27 protein-coding genes and 1 tRNA gene are annotated in these 24,161 nt (G+C 66.7%); 15 read left to right on the top strand and 13 right to left on the bottom strand.

What is annotated here, in order from left to right; all coding sequences use genetic code 11:
- Nucleotides 1-143 precede the first annotated feature (143 nt).
- On the bottom strand, nucleotides 144-881 hold the full coding sequence (locus BSQ44_RS23105; RefSeq protein ID WP_072607400.1) for a hypothetical protein: 738 nt from the start codon (nucleotides 879-881) through the stop codon (nucleotides 144-146).
- Between the two features lie 171 nt (nucleotides 882-1,052).
- On the opposite strand from BSQ44_RS23105, the gene BSQ44_RS23100 reads away from it, so the two are divergent.
- On the top strand, nucleotides 1,053-1,355 hold the full coding sequence (locus BSQ44_RS23100) for a hypothetical protein (protein WP_072607399.1): 303 nt from the start codon (nucleotides 1,053-1,055) through the stop codon (nucleotides 1,353-1,355).
- Nucleotides 1,356-1,396: 41 nt separating this feature from the next.
- Here the strand turns inward: BSQ44_RS23100 and BSQ44_RS23095 are convergent, their stop codons facing one another.
- The 4 genes from BSQ44_RS23095 to BSQ44_RS23080 are packed head-to-tail and all read right to left on the bottom strand — an operon-like array spanning nucleotide 1,397 to nucleotide 3,861.
- Nucleotides 1,397-2,161, bottom strand: coding sequence for a rhomboid family intramembrane serine protease (locus BSQ44_RS23095; protein WP_072607398.1), 765 nt, complete (start codon nucleotides 2,159-2,161; stop codon nucleotides 1,397-1,399).
- Nucleotides 2,162-2,183: 22 nt separating this feature from the next.
- Nucleotides 2,184-2,765 carry a cob(I)yrinic acid a,c-diamide adenosyltransferase gene (locus BSQ44_RS23090; protein WP_072607397.1) on the bottom strand — a complete coding sequence of 194 codons (582 nt, stop codon included), beginning with the start codon at nucleotides 2,763-2,765 and terminating at the stop codon, nucleotides 2,184-2,186.
- 13 nt (nucleotides 2,766-2,778) lie between these two features.
- Nucleotides 2,779-2,982: a twin transmembrane helix small protein gene (locus BSQ44_RS23085; protein WP_072607396.1), complete on the bottom strand. Its 204-nt coding sequence runs from the start codon at nucleotides 2,980-2,982 to the stop codon at nucleotides 2,779-2,781.
- Nucleotides 2,983-3,027: 45 nt separating this feature from the next.
- Nucleotides 3,028-3,861, bottom strand: a complete 834-nt coding sequence (locus BSQ44_RS23080) for an SDR family oxidoreductase (protein ID WP_072607395.1) — start codon at nucleotides 3,859-3,861, stop codon at nucleotides 3,028-3,030.
- 88 nt (nucleotides 3,862-3,949) lie between these two features.
- Between BSQ44_RS23080 and BSQ44_RS23075 the strand changes: the two genes are divergently transcribed.
- Nucleotides 3,950-4,801 (top strand): YihY/virulence factor BrkB family protein, encoded by an 852-nt coding sequence (locus BSQ44_RS23075; RefSeq protein ID WP_072607394.1) that lies wholly within the window; start codon nucleotides 3,950-3,952, stop codon nucleotides 4,799-4,801.
- Here BSQ44_RS23075 and BSQ44_RS23070 read toward each other — a convergent pair.
- Complete coding sequence (locus BSQ44_RS23070) at nucleotides 4,768-5,655, bottom strand: DMT family transporter (RefSeq protein WP_072607393.1); 888 nt, start codon at nucleotides 5,653-5,655, stop codon at nucleotides 4,768-4,770. The genes BSQ44_RS23075 and BSQ44_RS23070 overlap by 34 nt on opposite strands.
- Nucleotides 5,656-5,774: 119 nt before the next feature.
- On the opposite strand from BSQ44_RS23070, the gene BSQ44_RS23065 reads away from it, so the two are divergent.
- Nucleotides 5,775-6,062 carry a hypothetical protein gene (locus tag BSQ44_RS23065; protein ID WP_072607392.1) on the top strand — a complete coding sequence of 96 codons (288 nt, stop codon included), beginning with the start codon at nucleotides 5,775-5,777 and terminating at the stop codon, nucleotides 6,060-6,062.
- Nucleotides 6,063-6,068: 6 nt separating this feature from the next.
- Here BSQ44_RS23065 and gluQRS read toward each other — a convergent pair whose 3' ends face one another.
- A complete protein-coding gene (gluQRS, locus tag BSQ44_RS23060) occupies nucleotides 6,069-6,941 on the bottom strand; it encodes a tRNA glutamyl-Q(34) synthetase GluQRS (RefSeq protein WP_072607391.1) in 873 nt (290 codons plus the stop codon).
- Nucleotides 6,942-7,010: 69 nt separating this feature from the next.
- Between gluQRS and BSQ44_RS23055 the strand changes: the two genes are divergently transcribed.
- Nucleotides 7,011-7,679 carry a DNA-3-methyladenine glycosylase family protein gene (locus BSQ44_RS23055; protein ID WP_072607390.1) on the top strand — a complete coding sequence of 223 codons (669 nt, stop codon included), beginning with the start codon at nucleotides 7,011-7,013 and terminating at the stop codon, nucleotides 7,677-7,679.
- A 116-nt stretch (nucleotides 7,680-7,795) separates the two neighbouring features.
- Nucleotides 7,796-8,353, top strand: a complete 558-nt coding sequence (locus BSQ44_RS23050) for an HNH endonuclease (protein WP_072608240.1) — start codon at nucleotides 7,796-7,798, stop codon at nucleotides 8,351-8,353.
- 24 nt (nucleotides 8,354-8,377) lie between these two features.
- On the opposite strand, the gene BSQ44_RS23045 is transcribed toward BSQ44_RS23050, so the two are convergent.
- Together BSQ44_RS23045 and BSQ44_RS23040 are read right to left on the bottom strand one after the other, a co-directional pair.
- Nucleotides 8,378-8,890 carry a disulfide bond formation protein B gene (locus BSQ44_RS23045; RefSeq protein ID WP_072607389.1) on the bottom strand — a complete coding sequence of 171 codons (513 nt, stop codon included), beginning with the start codon at nucleotides 8,888-8,890 and terminating at the stop codon, nucleotides 8,378-8,380.
- A gap of 7 nt (nucleotides 8,891-8,897) precedes the next feature.
- Nucleotides 8,898-9,479: a YqaA family protein gene (locus BSQ44_RS23040; RefSeq protein WP_072607388.1), complete on the bottom strand. Its 582-nt coding sequence runs from the start codon at nucleotides 9,477-9,479 to the stop codon at nucleotides 8,898-8,900.
- A gap of 220 nt (nucleotides 9,480-9,699) precedes the next feature.
- Between BSQ44_RS23040 and BSQ44_RS23035 the strand changes: the two genes are divergently transcribed.
- Nucleotides 9,700-9,784: transfer RNA gene (locus BSQ44_RS23035), tRNA-Leu, on the top strand.
- Nucleotides 9,785-9,815: 31 nt separating this feature from the next.
- A complete protein-coding gene (locus BSQ44_RS23030) occupies nucleotides 9,816-11,450 on the top strand; it encodes an AMP-binding protein (RefSeq protein ID WP_072607387.1) in 1,635 nt (544 codons plus the stop codon).
- Between the two features lie 4 nt (nucleotides 11,451-11,454).
- Here BSQ44_RS23030 and BSQ44_RS23025 read toward each other — a convergent pair whose 3' ends face one another.
- Both BSQ44_RS23025 and BSQ44_RS23020 read right to left on the bottom strand, forming a co-directional pair.
- Complete coding sequence (locus BSQ44_RS23025; RefSeq protein ID WP_072607386.1) at nucleotides 11,455-12,738, bottom strand: GNAT family N-acetyltransferase; 1,284 nt, start codon at nucleotides 12,736-12,738, stop codon at nucleotides 11,455-11,457.
- Between the two features lies 1 nt (nucleotide 12,739).
- Nucleotides 12,740-14,149: a lipopolysaccharide biosynthesis protein gene (locus tag BSQ44_RS23020; RefSeq protein ID WP_072607385.1), complete on the bottom strand. Its 1,410-nt coding sequence runs from the start codon at nucleotides 14,147-14,149 to the stop codon at nucleotides 12,740-12,742.
- A gap of 196 nt (nucleotides 14,150-14,345) precedes the next feature.
- On the opposite strand from BSQ44_RS23020, the gene BSQ44_RS23015 reads away from it, so the two are divergent.
- Complete coding sequence (locus tag BSQ44_RS23015) at nucleotides 14,346-15,200, top strand: right-handed parallel beta-helix repeat-containing protein (protein ID WP_114580020.1); 855 nt, start codon at nucleotides 14,346-14,348, stop codon at nucleotides 15,198-15,200.
- A gap of 99 nt (nucleotides 15,201-15,299) precedes the next feature.
- On the opposite strand, the gene secA is transcribed toward BSQ44_RS23015, so the two are convergent.
- Nucleotides 15,300-18,035 carry a preprotein translocase subunit SecA gene (gene secA / locus BSQ44_RS23010; RefSeq protein WP_072607383.1) on the bottom strand — a complete coding sequence of 912 codons (2,736 nt, stop codon included), beginning with the start codon at nucleotides 18,033-18,035 and terminating at the stop codon, nucleotides 15,300-15,302.
- Nucleotides 18,036-18,280: 245 nt separating this feature from the next.
- Between secA and BSQ44_RS23005 the strand changes: the two genes are divergently transcribed.
- The 6 genes from BSQ44_RS23005 (at nucleotide 18,281) to BSQ44_RS22980 (ending at nucleotide 22,398) form a co-directional block, all read left to right on the top strand.
- On the top strand, nucleotides 18,281-19,198 hold the full coding sequence (locus BSQ44_RS23005; RefSeq protein WP_072607382.1) for a peptidylprolyl isomerase: 918 nt from the start codon (nucleotides 18,281-18,283) through the stop codon (nucleotides 19,196-19,198).
- 24 nt (nucleotides 19,199-19,222) lie between these two features.
- Nucleotides 19,223-20,464 (top strand): bifunctional glutamate N-acetyltransferase/amino-acid acetyltransferase ArgJ, encoded by a 1,242-nt coding sequence (gene argJ, locus BSQ44_RS23000; RefSeq protein WP_072607381.1) that lies wholly within the window; start codon nucleotides 19,223-19,225, stop codon nucleotides 20,462-20,464.
- Between the two features lie 35 nt (nucleotides 20,465-20,499).
- On the top strand, nucleotides 20,500-21,255 hold the full coding sequence (locus tag BSQ44_RS22995; protein ID WP_072608239.1) for a GNAT family N-acetyltransferase: 756 nt from the start codon (nucleotides 20,500-20,502) through the stop codon (nucleotides 21,253-21,255).
- A gap of 2 nt (nucleotides 21,256-21,257) precedes the next feature.
- Nucleotides 21,258-21,668 (top strand): (deoxy)nucleoside triphosphate pyrophosphohydrolase, encoded by a 411-nt coding sequence (locus tag BSQ44_RS22990; RefSeq protein WP_072607380.1) that lies wholly within the window; start codon nucleotides 21,258-21,260, stop codon nucleotides 21,666-21,668.
- A gap of 152 nt (nucleotides 21,669-21,820) precedes the next feature.
- Nucleotides 21,821-22,129 (top strand): hypothetical protein, encoded by a 309-nt coding sequence (locus BSQ44_RS22985; protein ID WP_072607379.1) that lies wholly within the window; start codon nucleotides 21,821-21,823, stop codon nucleotides 22,127-22,129.
- 95 nt (nucleotides 22,130-22,224) lie between these two features.
- Nucleotides 22,225-22,398, top strand: a complete 174-nt coding sequence (locus tag BSQ44_RS22980) for a Flp family type IVb pilin (RefSeq protein WP_072607378.1) — start codon at nucleotides 22,225-22,227, stop codon at nucleotides 22,396-22,398.
- A gap of 8 nt (nucleotides 22,399-22,406) precedes the next feature.
- Here BSQ44_RS22980 and BSQ44_RS22975 read toward each other — a convergent pair whose 3' ends face one another.
- Nucleotides 22,407-23,279, bottom strand: a complete 873-nt coding sequence (locus BSQ44_RS22975; protein WP_072607377.1) for a methyltransferase domain-containing protein — start codon at nucleotides 23,277-23,279, stop codon at nucleotides 22,407-22,409.
- A 95-nt stretch (nucleotides 23,280-23,374) separates the two neighbouring features.
- Between BSQ44_RS22975 and BSQ44_RS22970 the strand changes: the two genes are divergently transcribed.
- Nucleotides 23,375-24,160, top strand: coding sequence for a ComF family protein (locus BSQ44_RS22970; protein ID WP_072608238.1), 786 nt, complete (start codon nucleotides 23,375-23,377; stop codon nucleotides 24,158-24,160).
- Nucleotide 24,161 lies beyond the last annotated feature (1 nt).

Genomic DNA, 24,161 nt, shown 5'->3' with positions numbered 1-24,161 from the left:
ACGTCAATACGGGGGCTGGAAAGGGCGGCCCAGACGACACCCGATTGCCTTGCCCGCAGACCCGACGAGTTCAGCGCAGATCGGCCGTCCGGTGGACTTCGCCTGGATCGACGAGCCTGATGCCGGCACGACGAAACTTCGCCCTAGTCGACTTCGATCTTCACCGGATCCCCGAACAGCGTGACCTCCGCCTGGCCGGATCTCGTTGCATTCAGCACGATTCCCCGGGCGGGGGTCGGGCCGCCGCATTTGCGGCTGTAGCGTGTGCCGATATTGCCTTCCGACCAGTGACCGATCTCCAGTTCCGGCAACATCGGGAGCACCTTCTCCCATACGGGCGGCTCCTCGCCGCATTTGCCCCGCGCCCCGTGGACGACGATGGACTCGCCGACTTTCAGCGATACGGCCTTGCGGTATTCGACGTCCGCCGATGCCCCGTCCTGCGCGGAAACCTCGAATCCCATGATGAAGACGAGACCCGCCCCGACGATCATCATGGGGACCGCAATCGTGGCAAGCATCGTCGCGGCGGGCAAGGCGCGCATCGATGGGACCGCTCTGGAATGCGCGGGTTCCCGCTTCGCATCCCGTCGCGCTTCCGCATAGAGATGCGTCCAGTGCTTCTTCAAACCCTCGTGGGAATCGACATGCAGCGCCTTCGTCAGAAGGATGAAATTGCGTCTCTGGGGCAGGTGAGTGCCATTGCGCCAATTGCGAAGGTTCTTCAGCGCGGCTTCGAAGGCCTCGCCGCTGCGGTTGCCCGAAACCGCGCTCAGGTCGTTGGCGAGCGCCATGTTGTCGTCATGACCTTCTTCGATGCAGACGGCATCGAGCAGTTCGTGCCACCGCTGGTGGTGGCCCCACGGTGTCCTTTCCCCCAAAGCTTCACCCTCCCGTTGCACCCTTACGCCGATCTTAGGATATCCAACTGGATTTTCTATGCTTTTGCCGAATTTTTTCCGTCGCCTTCCTATTTTCACGCAGTTCGGTAGTGACAGGCCGGCACCGTCAAGTCACTCTCCCTGCCGGATCGCACATCGAAGGGGAGTTTGATGACAAGAGTTCTACCGGCACTCGTTCTCGCCGCTGCGACTGCTTTCGCATCGGCGCCCGCGATCGCTGGCCCGCTGCTGCGCGACGGCCAAACGGTGGTGGCATCGTTCTCGACCGGCAATCTGAAAGGCCAGACGTTCCGTCTTCGCTACAATGAAAAGCGGAACATGCTGAAGGACCGGCCCGTCACCGGGCACACCAAAAGCATGATCTCGATCAAGACACCCGGAGGCTGGTGCAAATTCGCCTCCTCGGGAAATGTGCAATGTCACAACGGCACGGGGAAATGGACGGCGCGATAGTGTTTTCGTGACGTCCCGAAAGGGGCGACCATTCGAGGACCTCACCGCCCCCAGCGCGGCACCTTCCCCGATCGTACCACAGGGGGCGCATCCGCCTCAGTCACCACGGCATCGGGCGTCACGATGGCGCGGTCGAAGAGCGGCACGCCCGGCCGGCGCAAGATGAGGATCAGGACGGCGCCGGCGACGATGCCGCCGACATGGGTCGCCCACGAAATCCCGCTGTCGTCTCCCGCGCCCAGCATCAGCACCTGGAAGCCGACCCACAGCACGAGCGGGATGAAGGCGGGAATCCTGAGCGGTATGCGGCCGAAGGCGAGCACCCACACCTTCACCTTCGGGTGAAGGATGAGGTAGGCCGCGACGATGCCGGCCACCGCGCCCGAGGCGCCGATCAGCGGGATGCCGGAGCCGGGATCGATCGCCCCGTGCAGCGCGGCACCCGCCGCCGCGCAGGCGAAGTAGAAGAGCAGGAAGCGGAAGTGCCCGAGCGCGTCCTCGACATTGTCGCCGAACACCCACAAAAACAGCATGTTGCCGCCGAGATGAATGATGTCGGCGTGCAGGAAGGCATAGGTGACGTAGGTGAAGCCCTCGGGCAGGAGCACCAGGTTCGGCGGCAGTTCCGCCACGTCGTTGACCACGGCGGGGATGTAGCCGAAGCCGTAGGCGGCGGCCTGCGAGCTTCCGCTGCCCGCGATCGACATGGTCAGGAAAACCAGGACGTTTGCGGCGATGAGCCCGAAGGTGATGTACTGGAGTTTGATGTGCTTCAGGTTGTTCGCATCGTGAAGTGGAATGAACATTCCCCGAAGCCCCCTCCCGGAATCAGCGATTTGCCCCCGGAACCCATAGCACGTCCGCGGTTCCGTTGCCATTGACGGCCCGGGCGGCCACGAAGAGGAAGTCGGACACGCGGTTGATGTACTTCATCGCCTCGGCGCCGATCGGCGCTTCATCGGTGCTGCCCGCCTCGACCATCGCCCGTTCGGCCCGCCGCGCTACCGTGCGCGCCAGGTGCAGCGCCGCGGCCGCCGGCGATCCGCCCGGCAGCACGAAGGAGCGCAGGGGGCTGAGGCTCTCGTTCAGCCGGTCGATGTCGGCCTCGATGCGCTCCACCTGCGCGGCCACGATCCGTAGCGGCTCGTAGCCCTGGGTCGGGTCGTCGCCGGGCGTGGCGAGGTCGGCGCCGAGGTCGAACAGGTCGTTCTGGATCAGCGCCAGCATCCGGTCGATCTCGGGGTGGTCCGTCCCGGTATGAAGACGCGCCAGCCCGATGCAGGCGTTGGCCTCGTCCACCGTGCCGAATGCCTCGATGCGCGGATCGGACTTCCGCCGCCGCGCGCCGTGCACCAGTCCCGTGGTCCCGTCGTCGCCGGTGCGGGTGTATATCTTGTTGAGCTTGACCATGCCGTCGGCCTCCTCAGGCCGGGCCGCCGCTGCGGCTGTACCACAGCGCCAGCATGATCAGCACCAGCGCGATGAACTGCAGGAACACGCGCGCCTGCATCAGCTTGTTGGAGGTGTTGCCCGAGCCGCCGCGCATCATGTTGACGAGACCGCGCACCAGCACGACCACCACGGCCACCATCACGAGGATGGCAAGGATGTTGAAGACGGTGGACATGGCGTTCTTTCCGGTTCGGAGGGACGATGGCGACGATTTAGGGCGTCAGGCCTGCGAAGTCAGCATGCGGTAGAAAAGCCGCGCCGGCAGCAGCCGCTTCATCGCCGCGCCGATCCGCGCCGGCGTGGTGACCAGGTAGTGCGGTCGCGGTGCGCGGCTGTCCAGAGCGTGCTTCAGCGCGGTGTAGACGGCGTCCGGCTTCAGCTTGAGCCGCGATTTCGAGCCGCCGGCCCTCAGGCGTGCGAGCTGCGCCTGGTATTCCTCGCGGTGCGGCGAGTTCTCGACGTCGATATGGGTCTCGAACCAGCCGAGCCCGGTCGCGGCGAGCCGCGATTCGATCGGGCCCGGTTCGATGAGGCTGACATGGATGCCGCTGCCTTGGAGCTCCGCACGCTGGCACAGCATCAGCCCCTCGATCGCATACTTGGACGCTGCATACGCGCCGCGGAACTTCACCGGCACCAGTCCCAGGATCGACGAGCAGTGCACGATGCGGCCGTGACCCTGCCGGCGCATGACCGGCACGGTGCGCCGCGTCAGGTCGTGCCAGCCGAAGAAGTTCACCTCGAACTGCTCGCGCAGCGCCGCCATCGGCAGGTCCTCGACCGCGCCGGCCTGAGCGTGCGCGCCGTTGTTGTAGAGCGCGTCGAGCGTCCCGCCCGTCCGCTCGAGCACCTCGTCCATGAGCGCGGCGATTGATTCCGCCTCGCGGTAGTCCATGTAGAAGGCTTCGATGCCGTCTGCTTCCAGCTGCTGCAGGTCCGCCGGCTTGCGCGCCGTGGCAAAGACGCGCCAGCCGTCCCGTTTCAGCGCCCGGGCGCAGTATGCGCCGATCCCCGATGAGGCGCCGGTCACGATGATCGTTCGGCTGGAAGCCATCTTTTCTCCTGGAGTGAGGGAGCGACTTGCCTTGCTGGCGGTTGAACTTCACATAGTCGGCACTGGACGGCAGCCGCAAGGAGGTTTCATGCGCAAGGTCGCCGCGACCCGGCGGATCCTGGCCGACGCAATCGGCCATTTCGATACGGACGACGGCTGGTCTATGGCAAGCCATCTCGCGCTTTCCGCTCTCATTGCGCTGTTTCCCTTCCTCATCTTCGCCACCGCGCTCGCCTCCTTCCTCGGCGCCAACGCCTTCGCCGACACCGCGGTGCATCTCGTCTTCGACACCTGGCCCCGGGAGATCGCCGAGCCGATCGCGCGCGAGGTCACCAACGTGCTCACCGTGCAGCGCGGCGACTTCCTCACCATCAGCGTCATCTTCGCGGCCTTCTTCGCCTCCAACGGCATCGAGGCGCTGCGCGTCTCGCTCAACCGCGCCTACCGCGTCGCCGAAAGCCGCTCCCTCATCATGCGGCGGCTGCAGAGCTTCGCCTTCGTGCTCATCGCCACCATGGGCTTCCTCGCCATCTCGATCCTGCTCGTGCTGGCGCCCCTGGTGGCGCGGATCGCGGAAAGGGAGTTCATCTGGCTCGCGCCCTACATGGGAACGATCACGCTGTGGCGATACATCATCGCGTCCTCGGTCATCGTCGTGGGGCTGGTTTGCGTCCATTTCTGGCTACCCGCCGGCAAGCGCAGGATCCGCGACATCCTGCCGGGCATCGTCTTCACCCTGGTCGGCTGGGTCGCCGGCTCCACCATCTTCGCCACCTATCTCGAGCAGTTCTCCACCTATGTTTCGACCTATGCGGGACTGGCCTCGATCATGATCGCGGTGATCTTCCTTTACATCATCTCGGTGATCTTCATCCTCGGCGGCGAACTCAACGCCGCGATCCGCCGTTACCGGGAGGCGCGCGCCCGCATCGGCAGCTGAACGGTCGCCAGCGCCACGCCAAGGGTGGCGATTGCCATCCCGGCGATCTGGAGGGCCGTCAGTTCCTCCGAGAACAGCGCCCAGGCCATCAGTGCCGTCACCGCCGGCACCAGGTAGAACAGCGAGGAGACCTTCGACATCTCGCCGTGGCGGATGAGGTACATCAGGAGGAAGATCGCGCCGAGCGACAGCACCAGCACCGACCATGCCAGCGCCAGCAGGAGTTCGCCGGTCGGCACGAAGGTGCGCGTCTCGAGTGCGAACGATCCGACCACCATCAGGAGCGTGGCGCCGAGATACTGGTAGAGGGTCACCGGCACGAGATCGACGCCGGTTATGAAGCGCTTCTGCCAGATCGTGCCCGCGCTCATGCCCACCACCGAGATCACGGAGGCGGCCAGCGTCGCGGCTGTCACCCCGCTCGTGACCGTGCCGAGCTTGGGAAGAAGCACGATCACCACGCCTACGAAGCCGATCGCCAGCCCCAGCCAGTGTCGCGGCAGGATGCGTTCGCCGAGGGAGAAGCCGGCCACCACCGCGGTGATCAGCGGCTGCAGCGCCACGATCAGCGCCGAAAGTCCCGCCGGCATGCCGTGGCGGATCGCCCAGAAGACGCCGCCCAGGTAGACGCCGTGCATCAGCATGCCCGCGAAGGCCGCATGCAGCCGGTCACGCGGGCGCGTCGGTTTGGCGCGCACGAAGGCGAGCAGTCCGGCCAGAAGCAGGAAGGCGATCGCGAAACGCACCGCGAGGAAGGAGAAGGGCTCCGACCATGGCATGGCGTAACGCGCGCCGATAAATCCGGTGGCCCACAGGACCACGAACAGGGCCGGCGCCAGGCGCGAAAGGTTCATTCGACGTTCCGTCCGATCATTGTGGACCGCATAAGCAAAAGGAAAGATTTTCGCGCTAGGCTCCAGTGTGAGGTTTCCGGAGAGCCAGCAACTGGCCCGGCAAGCTCGAGGAACAGGTGATGATCTGGAATCTTAGCCCCTGGTGGTTGTTCCTGGCGGTCGCGACCGTTTCCATTCTCTCGTTCATCTTCGCGCTCGGGCTCAACGCCATCATCGGGCGCGACGGGTTCGGGCCGTATGGAACGATGGGCATCGTCACGGGCGGCTTCTTCGCCTCGATCTACGGCGTCAACTACTACGGCGTGCGGCTTTACCAGTTGCAGGAAGCCGTGTTCGCCGGCGTGGTCGGCGCCTTCATCATCCTGATGACGCTGCTCCTGCTCAAGGCCGCGGTCAGTCGCTTCTGATCCCCGCTACAACCCGACCATGCGGCGAATGTCGTCCGGCATTGCGCCCGCCTCGCGTAGCGACCGAAGTGCGGTGTCGCGGCGGCTCTTGGAGAGCTTGCGCCCGTCGTCTCCCAGCACGAGATCATGATGGTGGTAGATCGGCACCGGCAGGCCGAGCAGTTCCTGGAGCAGCCGGTGGACCGAGGTCGCGTGAAACAGATCGCGCCCGCGAACGACGTCGGTGATGCCCTGGATCGCGTCGTCGACTACCACGCACAGATTGTAGCTGGCGGGCGTGTCCCTGCGGGCCAGGACGACGTCGCCCCAGGCCTCAGGCCTCGCGCGCACCACGCCCGTCTCGCCTTCCGGCCCAGCGCCAGTCTCCTGCCACTCTATGGCCCCCGAGACGTGTTCCATCGCCGCTGCCATGTCGAGCCGCCAGGTGAACGGTGCGCTCGCGTCCATCCGCGCCCGGCGCTCGCGCTCTGACAGCGTCCTGTCGCGCGGCGGGTACAGCGGCGCCCCGTCCGGATCGCGCGGCCAGGTTTCGCCGGTTGCTTCCTCCGCGATCCACGCCCGCGCCTCGCCGCGGCTCATGAAGGCGGGATAGACGATGTCCTCGTCGATCAGCCGGCGCAACGCCTCGCCATAGTCGTCGAAATGCTCCGACTGCCGGCGCACCGGCTTTTCCCACGCGATCCCGAGCCAGGAAAGGTCGGCGAAGATGCCCCGCTCGTATTCCGGGGTACAGCGCTCCGTATCGATGTCCTCGATGCGCAGCAGGAACCTGCCTCCGGCCTCGTCGGCCATCCGGGCGTTCAGGAGCGCCGAACAGGCGTGCCCGAGATGCAGTTCGCCGTTCGGGCTCGGTGCGAAGCGGAATGTCGGGACTGTCATCAGGTTTCGCGCGGCGGATTGGAGGAACGTCGCCCGGTTGCTAACCTTCCCGCCGCGAAAGGGAAACCCATGCAGAGGATCGAAACGCTGGAGCACGTCGCCGCCGGGCTCGATGCGCTCTGCCTCGCCGACCCGCGCCTGGTGCCGGTGCGCGAGCGGGCGGGCGAGGTGCCGCTACGCCGCGTCGAGCCGGGTTTCGCCAGCCTCGTCTCCATCGTCGTGTCGCAGCAGGTCTCGCGGGCAAGCGCCGACGCCATCATGGGCCGGCTGGTGGCACTTGCCGATCCGCTGACCCCGGAGACGCTCCTTGCCGCCGGCGACGACCTCTACCGCGCCGCCGGGCTGTCGCGTCCTAAGGAGAAGACCCTGCGCGCCATCGCCGCGGCGATCCTCGACCGGGGATTCGATCTCGACGCGGTGGTGCGCCTCGAAGCCGGCGAAGCGATCGCTGCGATGACCGCGCTGCACGGCGTCGGCCCCTGGACGGCGCAGATCTACCTTTTGTTCGCCGCCGGCCATCCCGACATCTTCCCGGCCGGCGACATCGCGCTCCAGAGCGCGGTCGGGAATGCGCTCGGCATCGCGCCGCGCCCCGCCCCGAAGGCGCTGTCGGTCATCGCCGAATCATGGCGCCCGCACAGGGGCGTGGCGGCGCGCCTGTTTTGGGCGTATTATCGCGAGATGAAGGGCAGGGAAGGGGCTCCGGCGGCCGTTCCGGCCCAAGTCATTGAAAAATAGCCGGGTCAAAAAGGCATTCCCGCGACGCTCAGCACGATTTGCATGCTTCACATTCCTGACATCTGTCGCTTACAGTATCCGCGCCGTTCCGTTCTCGGGAAAAGGAGTGGATGGAAGTGACGGTTGCCGTCTCGCCGGATAGCCTGCCTGCGCTCGTCCTGAACGCGGACTATCGTCCGCTCAGCTACTATCCTTTGTCGCTCTGGTCCTGGCAGGACGCCATCAAGGCCGTCTTCCTCGACAGGGTCAACATCGTCGCCGAATACGAACACGCCGTCTCCTCGCCGTCCTTCTCCATGCGGCTTCCGAGCGTGGTGTGCCTGAAGGCTTACGTGAAGCCGTCTCGTCATCCGGCCTTCACCCGCTTCAACGTCTTCCTGCGCGACCGCTTCCAGTGCCAATACTGCGGCACGCACGAGGACCTGACCTTCGATCACGTGGTCCCGCGCCGCTGCGGCGGCGAGACGACCTGGGAGAACGTCGTGGCCGCCTGCTCGCCCTGCAACCTCAGGAAGGGCGGCATGATGCCCGCGCAGGCCAAGATGTTCCCGATGCAGAAGCCGTTCCCGCCGACCGTGCACGACCTGCATAACAACGGCCGGCTATTCCCGCCGAACTATCTGCACGAGAGCTGGATGGATTATCTCTACTGGGACGTGGAACTGGAGCCGTAGTCCGCTGGGAAACCCCGGGCGGGTTCACGCCCTCGAAAGCGCGCCCCAATAGGCGACCGCGCCGAGCACCAGGCTCGCGATGGCGTTCCAGCCGGCCAGCGACAGCCCGAGGATGCGCAGTGCCGCCTCGTCGCAGGACGGCGGGATGACGTTGTTCAGCGCATCGAGCACCCCGTTGCCGCCGGTGTCGGAGCCGCCGCTGACGGCGCCGCAATCCGTCGGTCCCGCCCACCAGGCCCATTCGACGCCCGAATGGTAGACGCCGAGATAGAGCCCCCAGGTCATCAGCAGCGCGCCGGGGAGGATCAGCAGCCGCACCACGATGCCCGGCATCCGCATGGCCGACGCGGCGAGGGCCACGAGCATCAGCGGCGCCCCGATGTAGTAGGGCAGGCGCTGTTCCAGGCACAGCTTGCAGGGAATGTAGCCGCCGACATGCTCGAACAGCAGGGCGCCGCCGACGACGCCGGCCATGGCGATGGCGAGAAAGCCGGCGGTCAGCGTCTGGCGGCGGCCGGCGGGCGCGGTCAGGGTCATGCGAGCCTCAGAACAGGTACTTCACGGCGACGAAGCCGCCGACGAGCAGCACCATGAACAGGGTGAAAAGAAGGCCGAGGTTCCGCTCGATGAAGGCGCGGATCGGCGCCCCGAAATGATAGAGCAGCCACGACACGAGGAAGAACCGCAGCCCGCGGCCGATGATCGACACGATGATGAAGGAGACGATGTTCATGCCCACGAAGCCGGAGAAGATCGTCAGCACCTTGTAGGGGAAGGGCGTGATGGCGGCGAACAGCACGCCCCACCCGCCCCAGGACGCGTACCAGCCCTGCATGCGGGCAAAGGATTCCTGCGCGTCGTACAGTTCCAGGATCGGCTGGCCGATCACCTCGAACAGGAACGCACCGATGAGATAGCCGAGCAGCGCTCCGATCACCGAGGACACGGTACAGATCAGCGCGTAGCGGATCCACTTCCTCCGCTCCGAGAGCACCATGGGGATCAACAGAACGTCGGGCGGGATCGGGAAGAAGGAACTCTCGACGAACGACACGCCCGCCAGCGCCTTTTCCGCGTGCCGCGTGGCGGCGAGCGACATGGTCCAGTCGTAGAGCCTGCGAAGCATGGAGGTTTCCCCGTGACGGCGGTTGTCTAAGCCGGAATGCGCCCGTGGCGCAACGGACAATCCGCCGCGCCGCGCGCTTCGCTGCCCTCACTGTCCGTCGTGCCGCACTCTAGGGCCAGGAAGCGTCGCACGCTGCGCACGTGGCATGCGCGAGACCAGTTGACGCGCCGGGGCCTGCCCGTATAGTCCGCACCCGTCCGGCCACCTCCGGACGCCGCGTGCCCCTGTGGCGGAATTGGTAGACGCGCTCGACTCAAAATCGAGTTCCGCAAGGAGTGCTGGTTCGATCCCGGCCAGGGGCACCATTCTCGCGCCGATGAGGGCAGCGCCGCATTGATGCTCGAACGACGCGACAGCTACGAAGCCCTCCGCTCCGATTTCCGCTGGTCGATTCCCGACCGCTTCAACATCGGCGTCGCCGTATCCGACGCCTGGGCTGCGCGCGATCCCGGCCGCATCGCGCTTCTGGAGGACAGGCCCTCGGGCGGGCCGGCGACGCTCAGTTTCGCGGACCTGGCAGAGCGATCGAACGCACTGGCGAACGGGCTGAGAGCCCAGGGCATCCGCCGCGGCGACCGCGTGGCGCTGCTGCTGCCGCAGGGTTTCGAGACCGCGATCAGCCATGTCGCCATCTACAAGCTCGGCGCGATCGCCGTGCCGCTGGCGCTGCTCTTCGGCGTCGAGGCGCTGGAATACCGGCTGGTGACCGCCGGCGTGCGCGCCATCGTCACCAATGCATCGGGCAATGCCCGGATTTCCGCCATCAAGGGGCGCCTGCGGGACCTCGAGACGGTCGTGCTCGTGGAGGGCGGCGATGGCGATGCGATCGGCTTCGACCGCCTGATCGCCGACCATCCGGTCGCCTTCACGCCCGAGGACACCGCGCCCGACGATCCGGCGATGATGATCTTCACCTCCGGCACCACCGGCCCGCCCAAGGGCGCCGTGCACGGCCACCGTGTCCTGCTCGGCCACATGCCGGGCACCGAGATGGCGCACGAGTTTCCACCGCGGCCGGGCGACCGGTTCTGGACGCCGGCGGACTGGGCATGGGCGGGCGGGCTGCTCAACGTGCTCCTGCCGGCGCTCTATCTCGGCCTGCCGGTGGTGTCGTCGCGCTCGGAAAAGTTCGAACCCGAGGCCGCTTGCGATCTCATGGCCCGCATGGAGGTGCGCAACGCCTTCATCCCGCCGACCGCGCTCCGGATGATGAAATCGACCGTCGGCATCGCCAGACGCTTTCCCAAGACTTTGCGCACCATCGAGTCTGCCGGCGAGGCGCTCGGCCGCGAGACCTGGGAATGGGCGCGCCAGGAACTCGGCATCACCGTCAACGAGATCTACGGCCAGACAGAGTGCAATCTGGTCATCGGCTCCTGCGGCGCGCTGGGGGTCGGCAAAGCCGGAGCGATCGGCAAGCCGGTACCGGGCCACGACGTGGGTCTCATCGACGCCGAGGGGCAGCCGGTCGCGACCGGAACGCCGGGCCAGATCGCCATCCGCCGCCCCGACCCGGTGATGTTCCTGGGCTACTGGCAGAGCCCGGAGGCGACGGAGAAGAAGTTCATCGGCGACTGGATGGTCACCGGCGACCAGGGCGTCGCCGACGAGGACGGCTACATCCACTTCTTCGGGCGCGACGACGATGTCATCACCTCCGCCGGATACCGCATCGGCCCCGGCGAGATCGAGGACTGCCTGACCGGTCACGAGGCCGTGGCGCTCGCCGCCGCCGTCGGCAAGCCAGACCCGGTCAGGACCGAGATCGTCAAGGCCTACGTGGTGCTGAGGGATGGGGTGGAGCCGTCCGCCCCGCTCGCCGAGGAGATCAAGTCCTGGGTGCGCGAGCGGCTTTCCGCGCACGAATATCCGCGCGAGGTCGCCTTCGTCGATTCCATGCCGCTGACAACGACCGGCAAGGTCATCCGCCGCATCTTCCGCGACCGGGCGCGGCGCGAAGCGGAGGGCTGACGGCTCAGCGCCGCGACAGCAGGCCCTTGATGCGGTTGCGCACGATGCGCGCGAAGTTGCGCGTCTCCTTGTGCAGGTGAAGCTGCCCCGCCGCCTGCCGGGCGAGCTTGTCGGAACCCGGCGTGAGGCCGATCACCAGCGTGCCCATCTCGCGACGCTCGCTCCACAGCCGGCTCATCACCGGATGGTCGGGCACCGCGCAGGAATCGGTCGCGACGATGTTGGGGTCCTCGAGATGGCTCTTCGTCATCTCGATCGTCAGCAGCGCGCCGGGCGAATAGGTAGAGTAGGTCTCGTCATAGGCCGTCTTCCACGTGTAGGCCTGTCCCGCCTCGATGAAGACGATCAGGCTGGCGATCGTCTTGCCGTCCAGCACCAACGAATGGACGCGGCAGAGATCCTGCTGGGAAAGCCGGTGGATCGCCTCGCGGGCGAAGGCGGCGCGGAAGCGGTCGATTACCATCGCCGTGCCCTCCCGGCCCTTCCAGCCGGACGCTTCGAGCGATAGGAATTCCTCCGTCGCGAGGCGGATTTCCTCCGGTTGGCGGGCGACGTGATGTTCCAACCTGCCGATTTCGGCCAGCCTGCGCTTCAGTCTTCGGAACTCGCGGTAGTGGTGCGGGCGCAACGAGGCCTTCAGGTATTCCTCGCCGTCGAGCGTGCTCTCCAGGAACGGCCGTTCGATTTTCATCGTCTCGATCACCGGCAGGTCGCGGTTCATCGCCACCGTGCGGATCAGCCCCGCGACCGGCCCGGCGGTGCGGATCTCGGGCACCACCAGAACCTTTGGCAGGCCCAGATGCGGTCGCGCCAGCATGGAGAGAAGGTCGTCGATCACGCCGACCGGGTCGTCGCGGTCGACCAGCGGCGTGCCGAGCGGCCCGAACGGGCTCGACCATGTGCGCATGATGCGCACGCCGAGCGGCACCGGCGGCCGCTCGACCGAGAACGGCGCCAGGAAGCGCAGCCGGTTCCTCTGTTCGTCGCCGTCGCGGATGACGGCCAACCGCACCTCCCGGTCTTCGAGCCGCGGCATCGCGGGCGCCATGAAGCGCGGGTTGAAGAAGACGTTGGGCTCGATGGTGCGCGCGCACAGGAAGTCGAGTTCCTCGACGAGGTCGAAACCCGCCGAGGCCGGATAGATGGCCAGCCGCCGTTGCGCGCCGCCGGCCGCGGTCAGCTCCGCAGCCGCCTGCTCGGCCGGCTGCGTCGTGATGCCGGCCAGGCTCGCGATCATCGCGCCCGATGGGCTGCCGCTCGCTTCTTCGAGGATGGGGACCGCCGCCATGTCAGGATTTTCCGTTCTGGTGGGCTGGGACGAATATCATCATGACGATGCCGAGCTTCTTCCACACGACCAGCGCCAGCGCGCAGGCCTCCACGACCATCGCCAGGCTGGTGGCGAGCGCCGCCCCCCACAGGCCGTAGGAGGGGATGAGCGCGAAGTTGAGGGCGACGTTGAGCGCCAGCGTCACCGCGAAGACGACGGCGCAGACGTTCTGGTTGCCGGTCATGGTCAAAAGGCTTTCCGCCGGTCCGACGGCGGCACGCGCCACCACGCCGATCACCAGCACGAAGAGCAGCGGGTAGCCGGCCTCGAAGCCGGGTCCGAACAGCCGCAGCATCGGGTCGCCGATCGCCAGCACCACCAACGCCATGAACAGCGACGGCCAGAAGGTCCACGACACCGTCTCGCGGGCGAAGTCGCTCAGTTCCTCCGCGCCGCTGCCGTGCGAGATGCGGGCGTAGCGCTGCGCGGCGCCGGTCTTGACCGCGAAATAGACGAAATGCACCAGCGCCAGCGTCTTCACGGCCGCATAGTAGATCGCGACGTCGTCGGGAGCCATGAAGCGGCCGACCATCAGCACGTCGGCGTTGGTCAACAGGAAGAAGAACCCCTCGACCAGGAAGATCGGCATCGACACCGCGATCCACGCCCGCGGCAGATAGCGGCGCGGGCCGGGTTCCGCCCGCTGGTCGGCGCGCGTCGAAACCGTCACGAGTTGCCACAGCGTGGTGGCGTAGGTGGCGAGAATGGCCGCCGTGATCGCCGTCTTCGCGTCGGGCGAAAAGCCCAGCGCCAGCGCGGTCGCCATGAACAGCAGGATCAGGATCGGACGGACGAGATAGGTCGGCGAGAGCGCCGACAGCGCCCAGGCGTTGGCGCGCGAGATGCCCTGCAGGGTATCGGACAGGGTGATCATCGGCAGGCAGATCAGGCCGAGATAGAACGGCACGACGTAGTAGCTTTCGAGCGACGGGGAAAACCACCACAGCCCCGCCAGTCCCACCCCGGCCACCGCCGTCGACGACAGCAGCGTGAAGACCCGGCTGGCGAACAGGATGCCGCGCATTTCCGCCCACATGCCGCGCTCCCGGTATTCGGGGATGAAGCGGATCACGGAGGTGTGGAAGCCGAAGCAGGCGAGGTTGCCGAGGATGATCATCGTCACCCAGACCAGCACGAAGATGCCGTACTCGAACGAACCCATCCAGCGGGCGAGAAGCACCTGGCTGATGAAGGCGATGGCCGCGTTGACGATGCGGATGGCGAAGGCGATCACCGACATGCGGCCGGCTTCGCCGCGCTCGTCGGTGGCCAGGAACAGCTCGTCTGCATGGCGCAGCCAGGGCTGCACCGCCGAAGCCAGTCGCTCCGGCAGCAGTCTCTCGGCTGTCGTTGCCGCGGAAAAACGCACGCTACCCGTACTCCAAACCATGCGAGTGCTTGGTCGAGCGATAGCAGGGACAGTTTAAGAAACGGTTCGGCGGACCTTGCCGCGCGGCTACGGCACGCCGGTTCAGCAAGCCGATTGACAAGAACAGGTTTCAGCAAGCTAGTTTAGCGAGGGCGGGCTGAGCCAGAACGTGCGTCGCGCCCCCGGAAACACGAACATGCGGTATGCATATGCAGCAGGCCTTGCAGTATTGACATCCATCTGGTGTGGCTCTGCCACGGCGGAAACGACCCTCTGTACCGAGATCACCTCGGTCCCCGTCACGATAAAGGCGCAGGGGATCTATTGTTTCAAGAAGGACCTGACGTCCTCTGTTGCCTCCGGAAACATCATCCAGATCAACGCCAGCAACGTCACCATCGACATGAATGGCCGCAAGCTGGGCGGGTTCACGGCCGGCGCGAACACACAGGCGGTGGGCATAGCGGCCACCAACAGGCGCAACATCACTCTGCGAAACGGCACGGTCCAGGGGTTCCGGCGCGGGATCGTCATCGACGGCACCACGGACTCGACGGGGTATGTCCTCGAGGACCTGCGGATCGAGGGCAACACACAGACGGGCATCGAAGTCGGTGGCACGAACGGGATCGTCCGCAACAATCTGGTCACGAACACCGGATTGGCATCGCTGGTGAACAATACCGCGATAGGTATCTTGCTCAAGGATTCCAGCCGGGCCGTCGTTCGCGGCAACCTGATCAGCTACGTCCTCGGGACGAGCCAAGCTCGCGGCGTGTCGGTGAACGGCAGCTCGATGGTGGAAATATCCGACAACACTATTCTTGATGTAGGCGCGGCTTATGGGGGCAATTTCGGAATCCATGCGAGGGATACCACCGCCATTACCGTGGCCGGCAATCGTCTGCTCAATCTGGTCAGTAACTATACTTCGATCGGCTTCTACGAATCCGAGCTTGTCGACGGATTCGACTGCTACGACAACTCCACGCGCGGCTATCAATATGGGCAGTCGGGCTGCGACTTCAGCGTGAACAACCAGTTCCACTGAGACATTCGCCAGCGAACACGGACGCCCAACGCTACCAGCGCCTATGGGTGGCTGCTGTACGGGGAACCGGATCGAAGGGCGCGGCGGGAGCGCCTCGCCTCAGGCGAAGGTACCGTGGCAGTGCTTGTACTTCTTGCCCGAGCCGCAGGGGCAGGCCTCGTTGCGGCCGACCTTGCCCCAGGTCGAGGGATCGTTGGGATCGCGCTGCTCGGCCGGCACGATGCGGTTGGACTCCTGGCGCACCAGCATCGCCGTGTCTCCGGCCTCGTCGAACTCGTCCTCGCCGGTCGTCGCGTCCGTGTGGTGGCCTTCGCCCTGCGGGACCTGCGGGGGAGGGGCGTCGGCCGCCTCGCGCACCAGTTCGACGCGCATCAGCTGTGCCGTAACCGCCTGGCGCAGGTTGCCCAGCATCGCCTGGAACAGCTCGAAGGCTTCCGATTTGTACTCGTTCAGCGGATCGCGCTGGGCGTAGCCGCGGAAACCGACCACCGAGCGCAGGTGGTCGAGGTTGACCAGGTGCTCGCGCCACAGATGGTCGAGCGTCTGCAGCAGGATCGATTTCTCGACATAGACCATGACGTCGCCGCCGAAGCGCTCGGCCCGCTCGCTCGCCGCCGCGTTGGCGGCGGCCGTGATGCGCTCGTGGATCGCCTCTTCGGCGATGCCTTCCTCCTGCGCCCACTCCTCGACCGGCAGGTCGAGGTTGAGGAAGGAGCGCACGCCTTCCTTCAGGCCGGCGACGTCCCACTGCTCGGCATAGGCGTTTTCGGGGATGTGCTTGGCCACCAGGTCGTCGATGACGTCCTGGCGCATCTCGCCGACGGTCTCGGAGAGGTTCTCCCCGTCCATCAGGTCCTTGCGCTGCTCGAACACGACCTTGCGCTGGTCGTTCATCACGTCGTCGTACTTGAGCAGGTTCTTGCGGATGTCGAAGTTGCGCGCCTCGACCTTCTTCTGAGCCTTCTCCAGCGCCTTGTTGATCCAGGGATGGATGATGGCCTCGTCTTCCTTGAGGCCGAGCTTCTGCAGCATGCCGTCCATCCGGTCGGAGCCGAAGATGCGCATCAGGTCGTCCTGTAGCGACAGGAAGAACTTCGACCGGCCGGGATCGCCCTGGCGGCCGGAGCGGCCGCGCAGCTGGTTGTCGATGCGCCGCGATTCGTGGCGTTCGGTCGCCAGCACGTAGAGCCCGCCGGCGGCGAGCGACTCGGCCTTCAGCCGCTGCACGTCGTCGCGGATCGCCTGTTCCTTCGCAGCGCGCTCGGCGCCCTCGGGCATGTCGGCCAGTTCCTGGGCGATGCGCATGTCGGCATTGCCGCCGAGCTGGATGTCGGTGCCGCGTCCGGCCATGTTGGTGGCGATGGTTATGGCGCCCGGCTTGCCGGCCTGGGCGACGATCTGCGCCTCGCGCTCGTGGTGGCGGGCGTTCAGGATCTCGAAGGTCGACACCCCTTCCTTGCGCAGCCGCTCGGCGAGCAGTTCGGATTTCTCGATCGACGTGGTGCCCACCAGGATCGGCTGGCCCCGGGAATGGGCGTCCTTGATCTCGCGGGCGATGGCGCGGAACTTCTCCTCGACGGTGCGGTAGACCTCGTCGTCCTCGTCCAGGCGCGCCACGGGAAGGTTGGTGGGGATCTCGGAGACGCCGAGCCCGTAGATGTTGCCGAACTCCTCCGCTTCCGTCGAGGCCGTGCCGGTCATGCCGGCCAGCTTGGAATACATGCGGAAGTAGTTCTGGAAGGTGATCGAGGCCAGCGTCTGGTTTTCGGGCTGGACCTTGACGTGCTCCTTGGCCTCCAGCGCCTGGTGCAGGCCCTCGGAATAGCGGCGGCCGGGCATCATGCGCCCGGTGAACTCGTCGATGATGACGATCTCGCCGTTGCGGACGATGTAGTCTTTATCGCGCTGGAACAGCCGGTGCGCCTTCAGCGCGTTGTTGACGTGGTGGACGATCGAAACGTTCTCGACGTCGTAGAGCGACGCGCCCTTGAGCAGCCCGGCGTCGCGCAGGAGGTTCTCCAGCTTCTCGGTGCCTTCCTCGGTGAAGGTCGCCGTGCGCTGCTTCTCGTCGACCTCGAAGTCTGGATCGCTGAGCAGCGGGATGAACGTGTCGATCTGGTTGTAGAGGTCGGAGCGGTCCTCGAGCGGCCCGGAGATGATCAGCGGCGTGCGCGCCTCGTCGATCAGGATCGAGTCCACCTCGTCGACGATCGCGTAATTGTGACCGCGCTGCACCATCTGGGCGCGCTCGTACTTCATGTTGTCGCGCAGGTAGTCGAAACCGAGCTCGTTGTTGGTCCCGTAGGTCACGTCGCAGCCATAGGCGGCCTTGCGCTGCTCGTCCGACATGCCATGCACGATGACGCCGGTGGTAAGCCCCAGGAAGGAATAGACGCGGCCCATCCATTCGGAGTCACGGGTGGCGAGATAGTCGTTCACGGTGACGACATGCACGCCCTTGCCGCCCAGCGCGTTCAGGTAGACCGGAAGCGTCGCCACCAGGGTCTTGCCCTCGCCGGTGCGCATCTCGGCGATGCCGCCGTCGTGCAAGACCATGCCGCCGATGAGCTGGACGTCGAAGGGCCGCAGCCCCAGCGCCCTGCGCGCCGCCTCGCGTGCGACGGCGAATGCGGGCACCAGGAGATCGTCGAGCGACCGCCCTTCGGCGATCTGGGCGCGGAACTCGGCCGTCTTGCCCTTCAGCGCCTCGTCGGACAGCGCCGTCATCTCCGCTTCGAGCGCGTTGATCGCCTCCACCCGGGGACGAAGTCCCTTGATCCGGCGATCGTTGGAGGAGCCGAATACCTTGCGGGCGAGAGCACCGAGACTGACCATCAGCTGGTCCTTTCGAACAGAAACATCTTCCGGCCGGAACCGGCAGGACCGTGCCTGGTATGGAGTTTAGGGCAGATCCACAATCAAAAAAGCGCCCGGAAACGGTTCTGGACGCAGGGACGAAGGACAGATAAGAGGGGGCGAAAGCGATGTCAACGCTGACCGCGAGCGGCCCGGGCCGCCAATTTCCGCCTCATTCGGGCGCGACAGGCTGCGCCTTCGTCATTTCCATCTGGAGAAACTCCATGCGTGTGCCTTTCGACCTTCGTCTCCTGTCCGCATGTGCGTTGGCCGCGGGCTTGTCCGTCGCAGCGCCGCTCGGCGCGCTCGCGCAGGACAGCACTGCCCCGGCCCAGGAGACCCCGGCCGCGGCGGCACCCGAGACCCCGTCGCCCGACACCGTGATCGCGACCGTCAACGGCGCCGACGTCACGGAGGGCGAACTCGATATGGCGCTCAACGACCTGGGCGAGCAGTTCGCACAGCTGCCGGCCGAGCAGAAGCGGGCGGCTGCGCTGTCGGCGGTCATCGAGATCCGGCTTCTCGCCCAGCAGGCGGCCGACGCCGGACTGGGAGAGAACGAGGCGTTCAAGCAGCGCATGGCGTTCCTGCGCGAACGCGCCCTGCACAGCGCCTTCGTCGAGCAGAAGGTCGCCGCCGAGGTGACGGACGAGGCGGTCCGTGCGCGCTACGACAAGGAAGTCGCCGCGACCCCGCCGACCAACGAGATCCGCGCCCGGCACATCCTCGTCAAGACCAAGGAAGAAGCCGAGGCGATCATCGCGCAGCTCGAGGGCGGCGGCGACTTCGAGGCGATCGCCAAGGAGAAGTCCACCGACGGCGCGGCGCCGCAGGGCGGCGACCTCGGCTATTTCGGCCCTGGGCAGATGGTGCCTGCCTTCGAGAAGGCTGCCTTTGCCCTCGAGGTCGGGGAGTACTCGAAGGAGCCGGTCGAGACCGACTTCGGCTTCCACGTTATCAAGGTGGAAGACAAGCGCACGCAGCAGCCTCCGGCCTTCGATCAGGTGAAGGACCAGGTCCGCTCGCTGCTGTTCCGCGAAAAGTACTTCGAGATGGTTCAGTCCGCTCGCTCGGCGGCCGAGATCGACGTCAAGGACCCCGCGCTCAAGGAGGCGGTCGGCAAGATCGACGCGGCGCAGTAGTTCGCGACGCCCGGACCGACGCCCATGTCCAGCTCCGTCTCTCCGCTCGCTCCGAAGAAATTCGTCACCCTGCCGCCGGTCGACGGCGTCAGGATCGCCACGGCCGAGGCCGGCATCAAGTACAAGGGACGCACCGACCTCCTCGTCATGGCCTTCGACGAGGGCACGTCGGTCGCCGGCGTGCTCACGCGCTCGAAGTGCCCCTCCGCGCCGGTCGATTTCTGCCGTGAGAACCTGGCCGGCGGCAAGGGGCGCATCCTCGTCGTCAATTCCGGCAACGCCAACGCCTTCACCGGAAAGAAGGGCAAGACGGCCACGGCCGCGACGGCAAAGGCCGCCGCCGCGGCTGCCGGATGCGGTGAGAACGAGGTCTACCTCGCCTCTACCGGCGTCATCGGCGAACCGCTCGACGCGGGCAAGTTCTCGCACCTGCTGGAAAGCCTCGCCGCCGACGCCTCGCCCGACCGGTGGGCCGACGCCGGCAAGGCGATCATGACCACCGACACCTACCCGAAATACGCCACCGCGAAGGTGGCGCTCGGTGATGTCGAGGTCACCATCAACGGCATCGCCAAGGGCGCGGGCATGATCGCGCCCGACATGGCGACCATGCTTTCCTTCGTCGCCACCGACGCACCGATCGCCGCGCCGGTTCTCAAGGACCTTTTGACCCGCGGCGCCAACCGCAGTTTCAACGCGGTGACGGTCGACAGCGACACCTCGACCAGCGACACGCTGCTCATCTTCGCCACCGGCGCCGCCGCCCGGCGCGGCGCTCCGTCGATCACGGCGCTCGACGATCCGCAACTCGTCCCGTTCAAGCGGGCGCTGAACCGCCTTCTGAAGGATCTTGCCCTGCAGGTGGTGCGCGACGGGGAAGGCGCGCGCAAGGAGATCGAGATCAGCGTCGCGGGCGCGAAGTCGTCGCGTTCGGCAAAGCGCATCGCGCTGTCGATCGCCAACTCCCCGCTCGTCAAGACCGCCGTCGCCGGCGAGGACGCCAACTGGGGGCGCGTCGTCATGGCGGTCGGCAAGGCCGGCGAGCCGGCCGAGCGGGATCTCCTGTCGATCTCCTTCGGCGACCACCGTGTCGCCCACGAGGGCGAACGCGATCCGTCCTATTCGGAAGAGGCGGTTTCCGAATACATGAAGGGCGACCGCATCAGGATCGGAGTCGAACTCGGCATCGGGCAAGGCAAGGCCACGGTCTGGACCTGCGACCTGACCAAGGAATATGTTGCCATCAACGGCGACTACCGAAGCTGACGAGGCGGATGTTGAGGACGGGACTCGGCGGCAGCATGCCGGAACTTTCAACCGTAAGGCGGTACGAAGCGGCCGGCTTTCGCGCATGGCCGGCCTCGTCGGTCATCTATGACGGCACCTGGGCGATCCGCCTTACCGCCGGTCTCCCCGCCAAGCGCCTGAATTCGGTCAATCCGCTCGATCCCGCCGACAGCCTCAACATCGGCGAGCGCATCGAGCGGGCGGCGCGGCGGTTCGACGCCTACGGGCGTCCCGTCACCTTCCGGATATCCCCGCTTGCGGGCGGTACCCTGTCGCTCCATCTCGACCGCGAAGGCTGGGTTTCCTTCGCCGATTCCATCGTCATGCATTGTCCGCTCGACCGCCTTCCGCTGGAAGGCGTGCTCGACCAGATCCCGCTCAAGGACGTCGGCCGCTTCGTCGGCTCGGCACTCGAAGTCCACGGCACGAAGCCGGCCCACAGGCCGGGGCTCTCCGAACTCATCGGCTCGATCGAGCCCGAGACCGGTCTCTTCGTCATGGAGGCGGAGGGCAAGCCCGTCGCAACCGCCATCTGCGTCCACGACGGCGATCTCGCCGGGCTGTTCGAGGTGGCGACCGCCTCTGCGGTGCGCGGCGGCGGCCACGGCCGGCGCATCGTGCTCGCTGCGCTGAAATGGGCGCGGCTCAGGGGCGCGCGCGAGGCCTGGCTCCAGGTTGAGGCGGACAACGATCCGGCGACCAGCCTCTACCGCTCGATCGGCTTTAGCGAAGCCTACCGCTACCACTACCGCCGCAGGGCCGGAACCTGACCGTGACGGCGCAACGCCCGATTCTCCTCGTTGCCGCCTGCGCCCTGGTCGACGCCGACGGCCGGGTGCTCCTGGCGCAGCGGCCCGAAGGCAAGGCGCTCGCCGGTCTGTGGGAGTTCCCGGGCGGCAAGGTCGAAACGGGTGAGAGCCCGGAGGAGACCGTCGTACGGGAGCTGAAGGAAGAACTCGGCATCGTCACGCGCGAGCCGTGCCTGGCGCCGCTCACCTTCGCCAGCCACGCCTACGAAAACTTCCACCTGCTGATGCCGCTCTTCGTGTGCAGGAAGTTCGAAGGCACGCCGCGCAGCCTTGAGGGCCAGCAGTTGAAGTGGGTGCGCGCGCGCGCCATGCGCGACTACCCCATGCCGCCGGCCGACGAACCGCTGATTCCCTTCCTCATCGATCTCCTGTAGTCGCCGCGCGGTCTATCCCTCACGGCGAACTCTCCGCACGGACCCTCCAAACGCCTTGAAAACAGCGTTAATGGATCGTTTAGCTCGCCTTGCCATCATGGCGGCTGTCGACAAACGGCTTCGTGTCACGTTCAGGCGGGGAAATTCGAAAAATGCGCGTGGATCAGGACTGGGACTATCCGGAGGTCACCCAGGCGTCGCGTCTGAATTCGGCGGGCATGGGCGCGATCCGCATCGCGCTGCTCTTCGGTTCCGCCGCCGTCGCGCTCGGCCTGATCGTGGCCCCCATCGCCGAAAAGCAGCTGCAGCGCAGCGCCGGATTGGGCGGGGTGGACAGGATGACCACCGGCTCGATCGGCAGCCGGGACATCTACACCATGCGCCGCAGCGTCCTTCAGAGCTCCCCGACCGCGGTCTGCATCATGCACACGGACGGCCGCCGCTCCGGCGACTGCCGCTGAGGCACGGCCGGCCGCAACCGCCCGTTAACCAGGCGCCTTAAGGTTTTCTAGCGGATCGCCCGTCTATAAGCGGACACGCGATCGAGGAAAGCACGATGAGGACGCTCAAGGCATTCTTGCACGACGAGGACGGGGCCACGGCGATCGAATACGGTCTGATCGCGGCCGTTTTGTCGCTTTCGATCGTGGCCGGCATCGGCAGGGTTCAGGATGCCATTGCATATCTCTTTGCCGAGCCCACCGCGGCGGTCCAGCAAACCCTGAACTGACGGGTCGCTCAGCCGGGCTTGTCCTGGTTGAGGAACCGTTCCAGCGACACGTTCGCCGAGCCGCGTTTGGCCGGCCGCGCCTGGCTCTCGTGCGGCGCCCATCCAGACAACCAGACGATCGAGAAGGTGGCGCGAACCCGGCCGTCCGGGTCGCCATGGCGCTGGGCATAGAGTTCGGCGGCGCGCAGGAAGACCTCCCGCCGCGTCGGCCGCCGCAACCGCCCGGCCAGCACGTTCGTCGCTCCCATGGCGCGCAGGTCGCGCAGCAGCGCGAACATGTCGGCATAGCGGACCGTGACGGTCTCGACGTCGGCGACCGGAAGTGCGAAGCCCGCCCGCTGCAGCAGCGCCCCCACGTCGCGCACGTCGGCGAAGGGGAAGACGCGGGGGCTCGCGCCGCCGGTCAGTTCGGTCTCCGCCGCGAGCAGGCTCTCGCGAAGCTCGGAAAGCGTGCCGGCACCCGCCAGGCAGGCGAGGAACAGCCCGTCCGGCCTCAGCGCGCGCCTGATCTGGATGAGCTGTCCCGGCAGGTCGTTGGCCTCGTGCAGCGCCAGCAGCGACACCGCCAGATCGAGGCTTTCGGGCGCCAGACCCAGCGCGTCGCCGGATGCGACCACCCCGTCAGCGCCTTTTAGGAATGCCGGATCGGCCTCGACGCGCGTTACCTCGCCGACCTTCGGCGATGCCGCCAGCACGTCGGCGGCGTGCGGCGTCACGCAGTGGATCGCCGCGGCCGAGGCGAAGTTCCGCTCCACCGCCCCCAGACGCTCCTCGAGATCCTCGGCGGCACGGCGCATTAGGAAATCCGCGCCCGCGATGGCCGCCGACAGCGCGCGCCTCTTGCGGCGGACGGCCAGTCCTGGTTCGAAGATGAGATCCATAGCCTTCCTGCGCTCCTCGTCGGGCCGAAACGGTCGCGGCGGCCGTAGGCTCCACCGCGACTTTCTGCTAGCGTCCCTAAGACAAGGTGAGCGTCGTGGCCGATCTGCCTCTCGAGTTCAAGCGCCTATTCTCGGTCGCAGCCGCCCAGGCGGGGAGGGCGTTGTTTCCGCCGCTCTGCGGCGGTTGCCGCCGCACGGTCAGCCTGCCCGCCACGCTGTGCGGTTCGTGCTGGCGCGAACTGCGGCTGCTCGAACGCCCCTGGTGCGAGGTTCTCGGTGTTCCCTTCACCGTAGAGATGGGCGAAGGCGCCCTCTCGCCGGCCGCGATTGCCAATCCGCCGCCCTTCGACCGGGCCCGCTCGGCGGTCGCCTACACCGGTGTGGCACGCCGCATGGTGCAGGCGCTGAAGTACAACGATCGCACCGATCTCGCGCCATGGATGGCGCGGTGGATGATGCGCGCGGGCTCCGAGCTGATCCGCGACGCCGACGTCATCGTCCCGGTCCCGCTGCATTCGCGGCGCTTCCTGCGACGCCGCTTCAACCAGTCGGCCGAACTCGCCCGCGCGCTCGCCGGTCTATCGGGCCTCGGCTTCGAGCCGGCCCTTGTCGTGCGCGCGAAGCCGACGCGCCAGCAGGTGGGCCTCGGCCTCGCCGAACGCGAGCAGAACGTGCGCGGCGCCTTCAAGGTGCCGGCGGCGGACCGCGAGCGGCTGAGGGGCCGCCGGGTGCTCGCCGTGGACGACGTCTACACCACCGGTGCGACGGTTTCGGCGATGGCGCGATCGCTGAGGCGGGCGGGCGCGGCCGGCGTCGACGTGCTGACTTTCGCGCGCGTGCTTCCGGAGGACTTCCTAGACGGCGGCGGCAACTCTATATAGA

Origin of the sequence: Aquibium oceanicum, from assembly GCF_001889605.1 — a bacterium.
GTDB classification, from domain to species: domain Bacteria; phylum Pseudomonadota; class Alphaproteobacteria; order Rhizobiales; family Rhizobiaceae; genus Aquibium; species Aquibium oceanicum.
The sequence above is the reverse complement of the archived record's forward strand: the minus strand, read 5'-3'. Positions and strand labels throughout refer to the sequence as shown.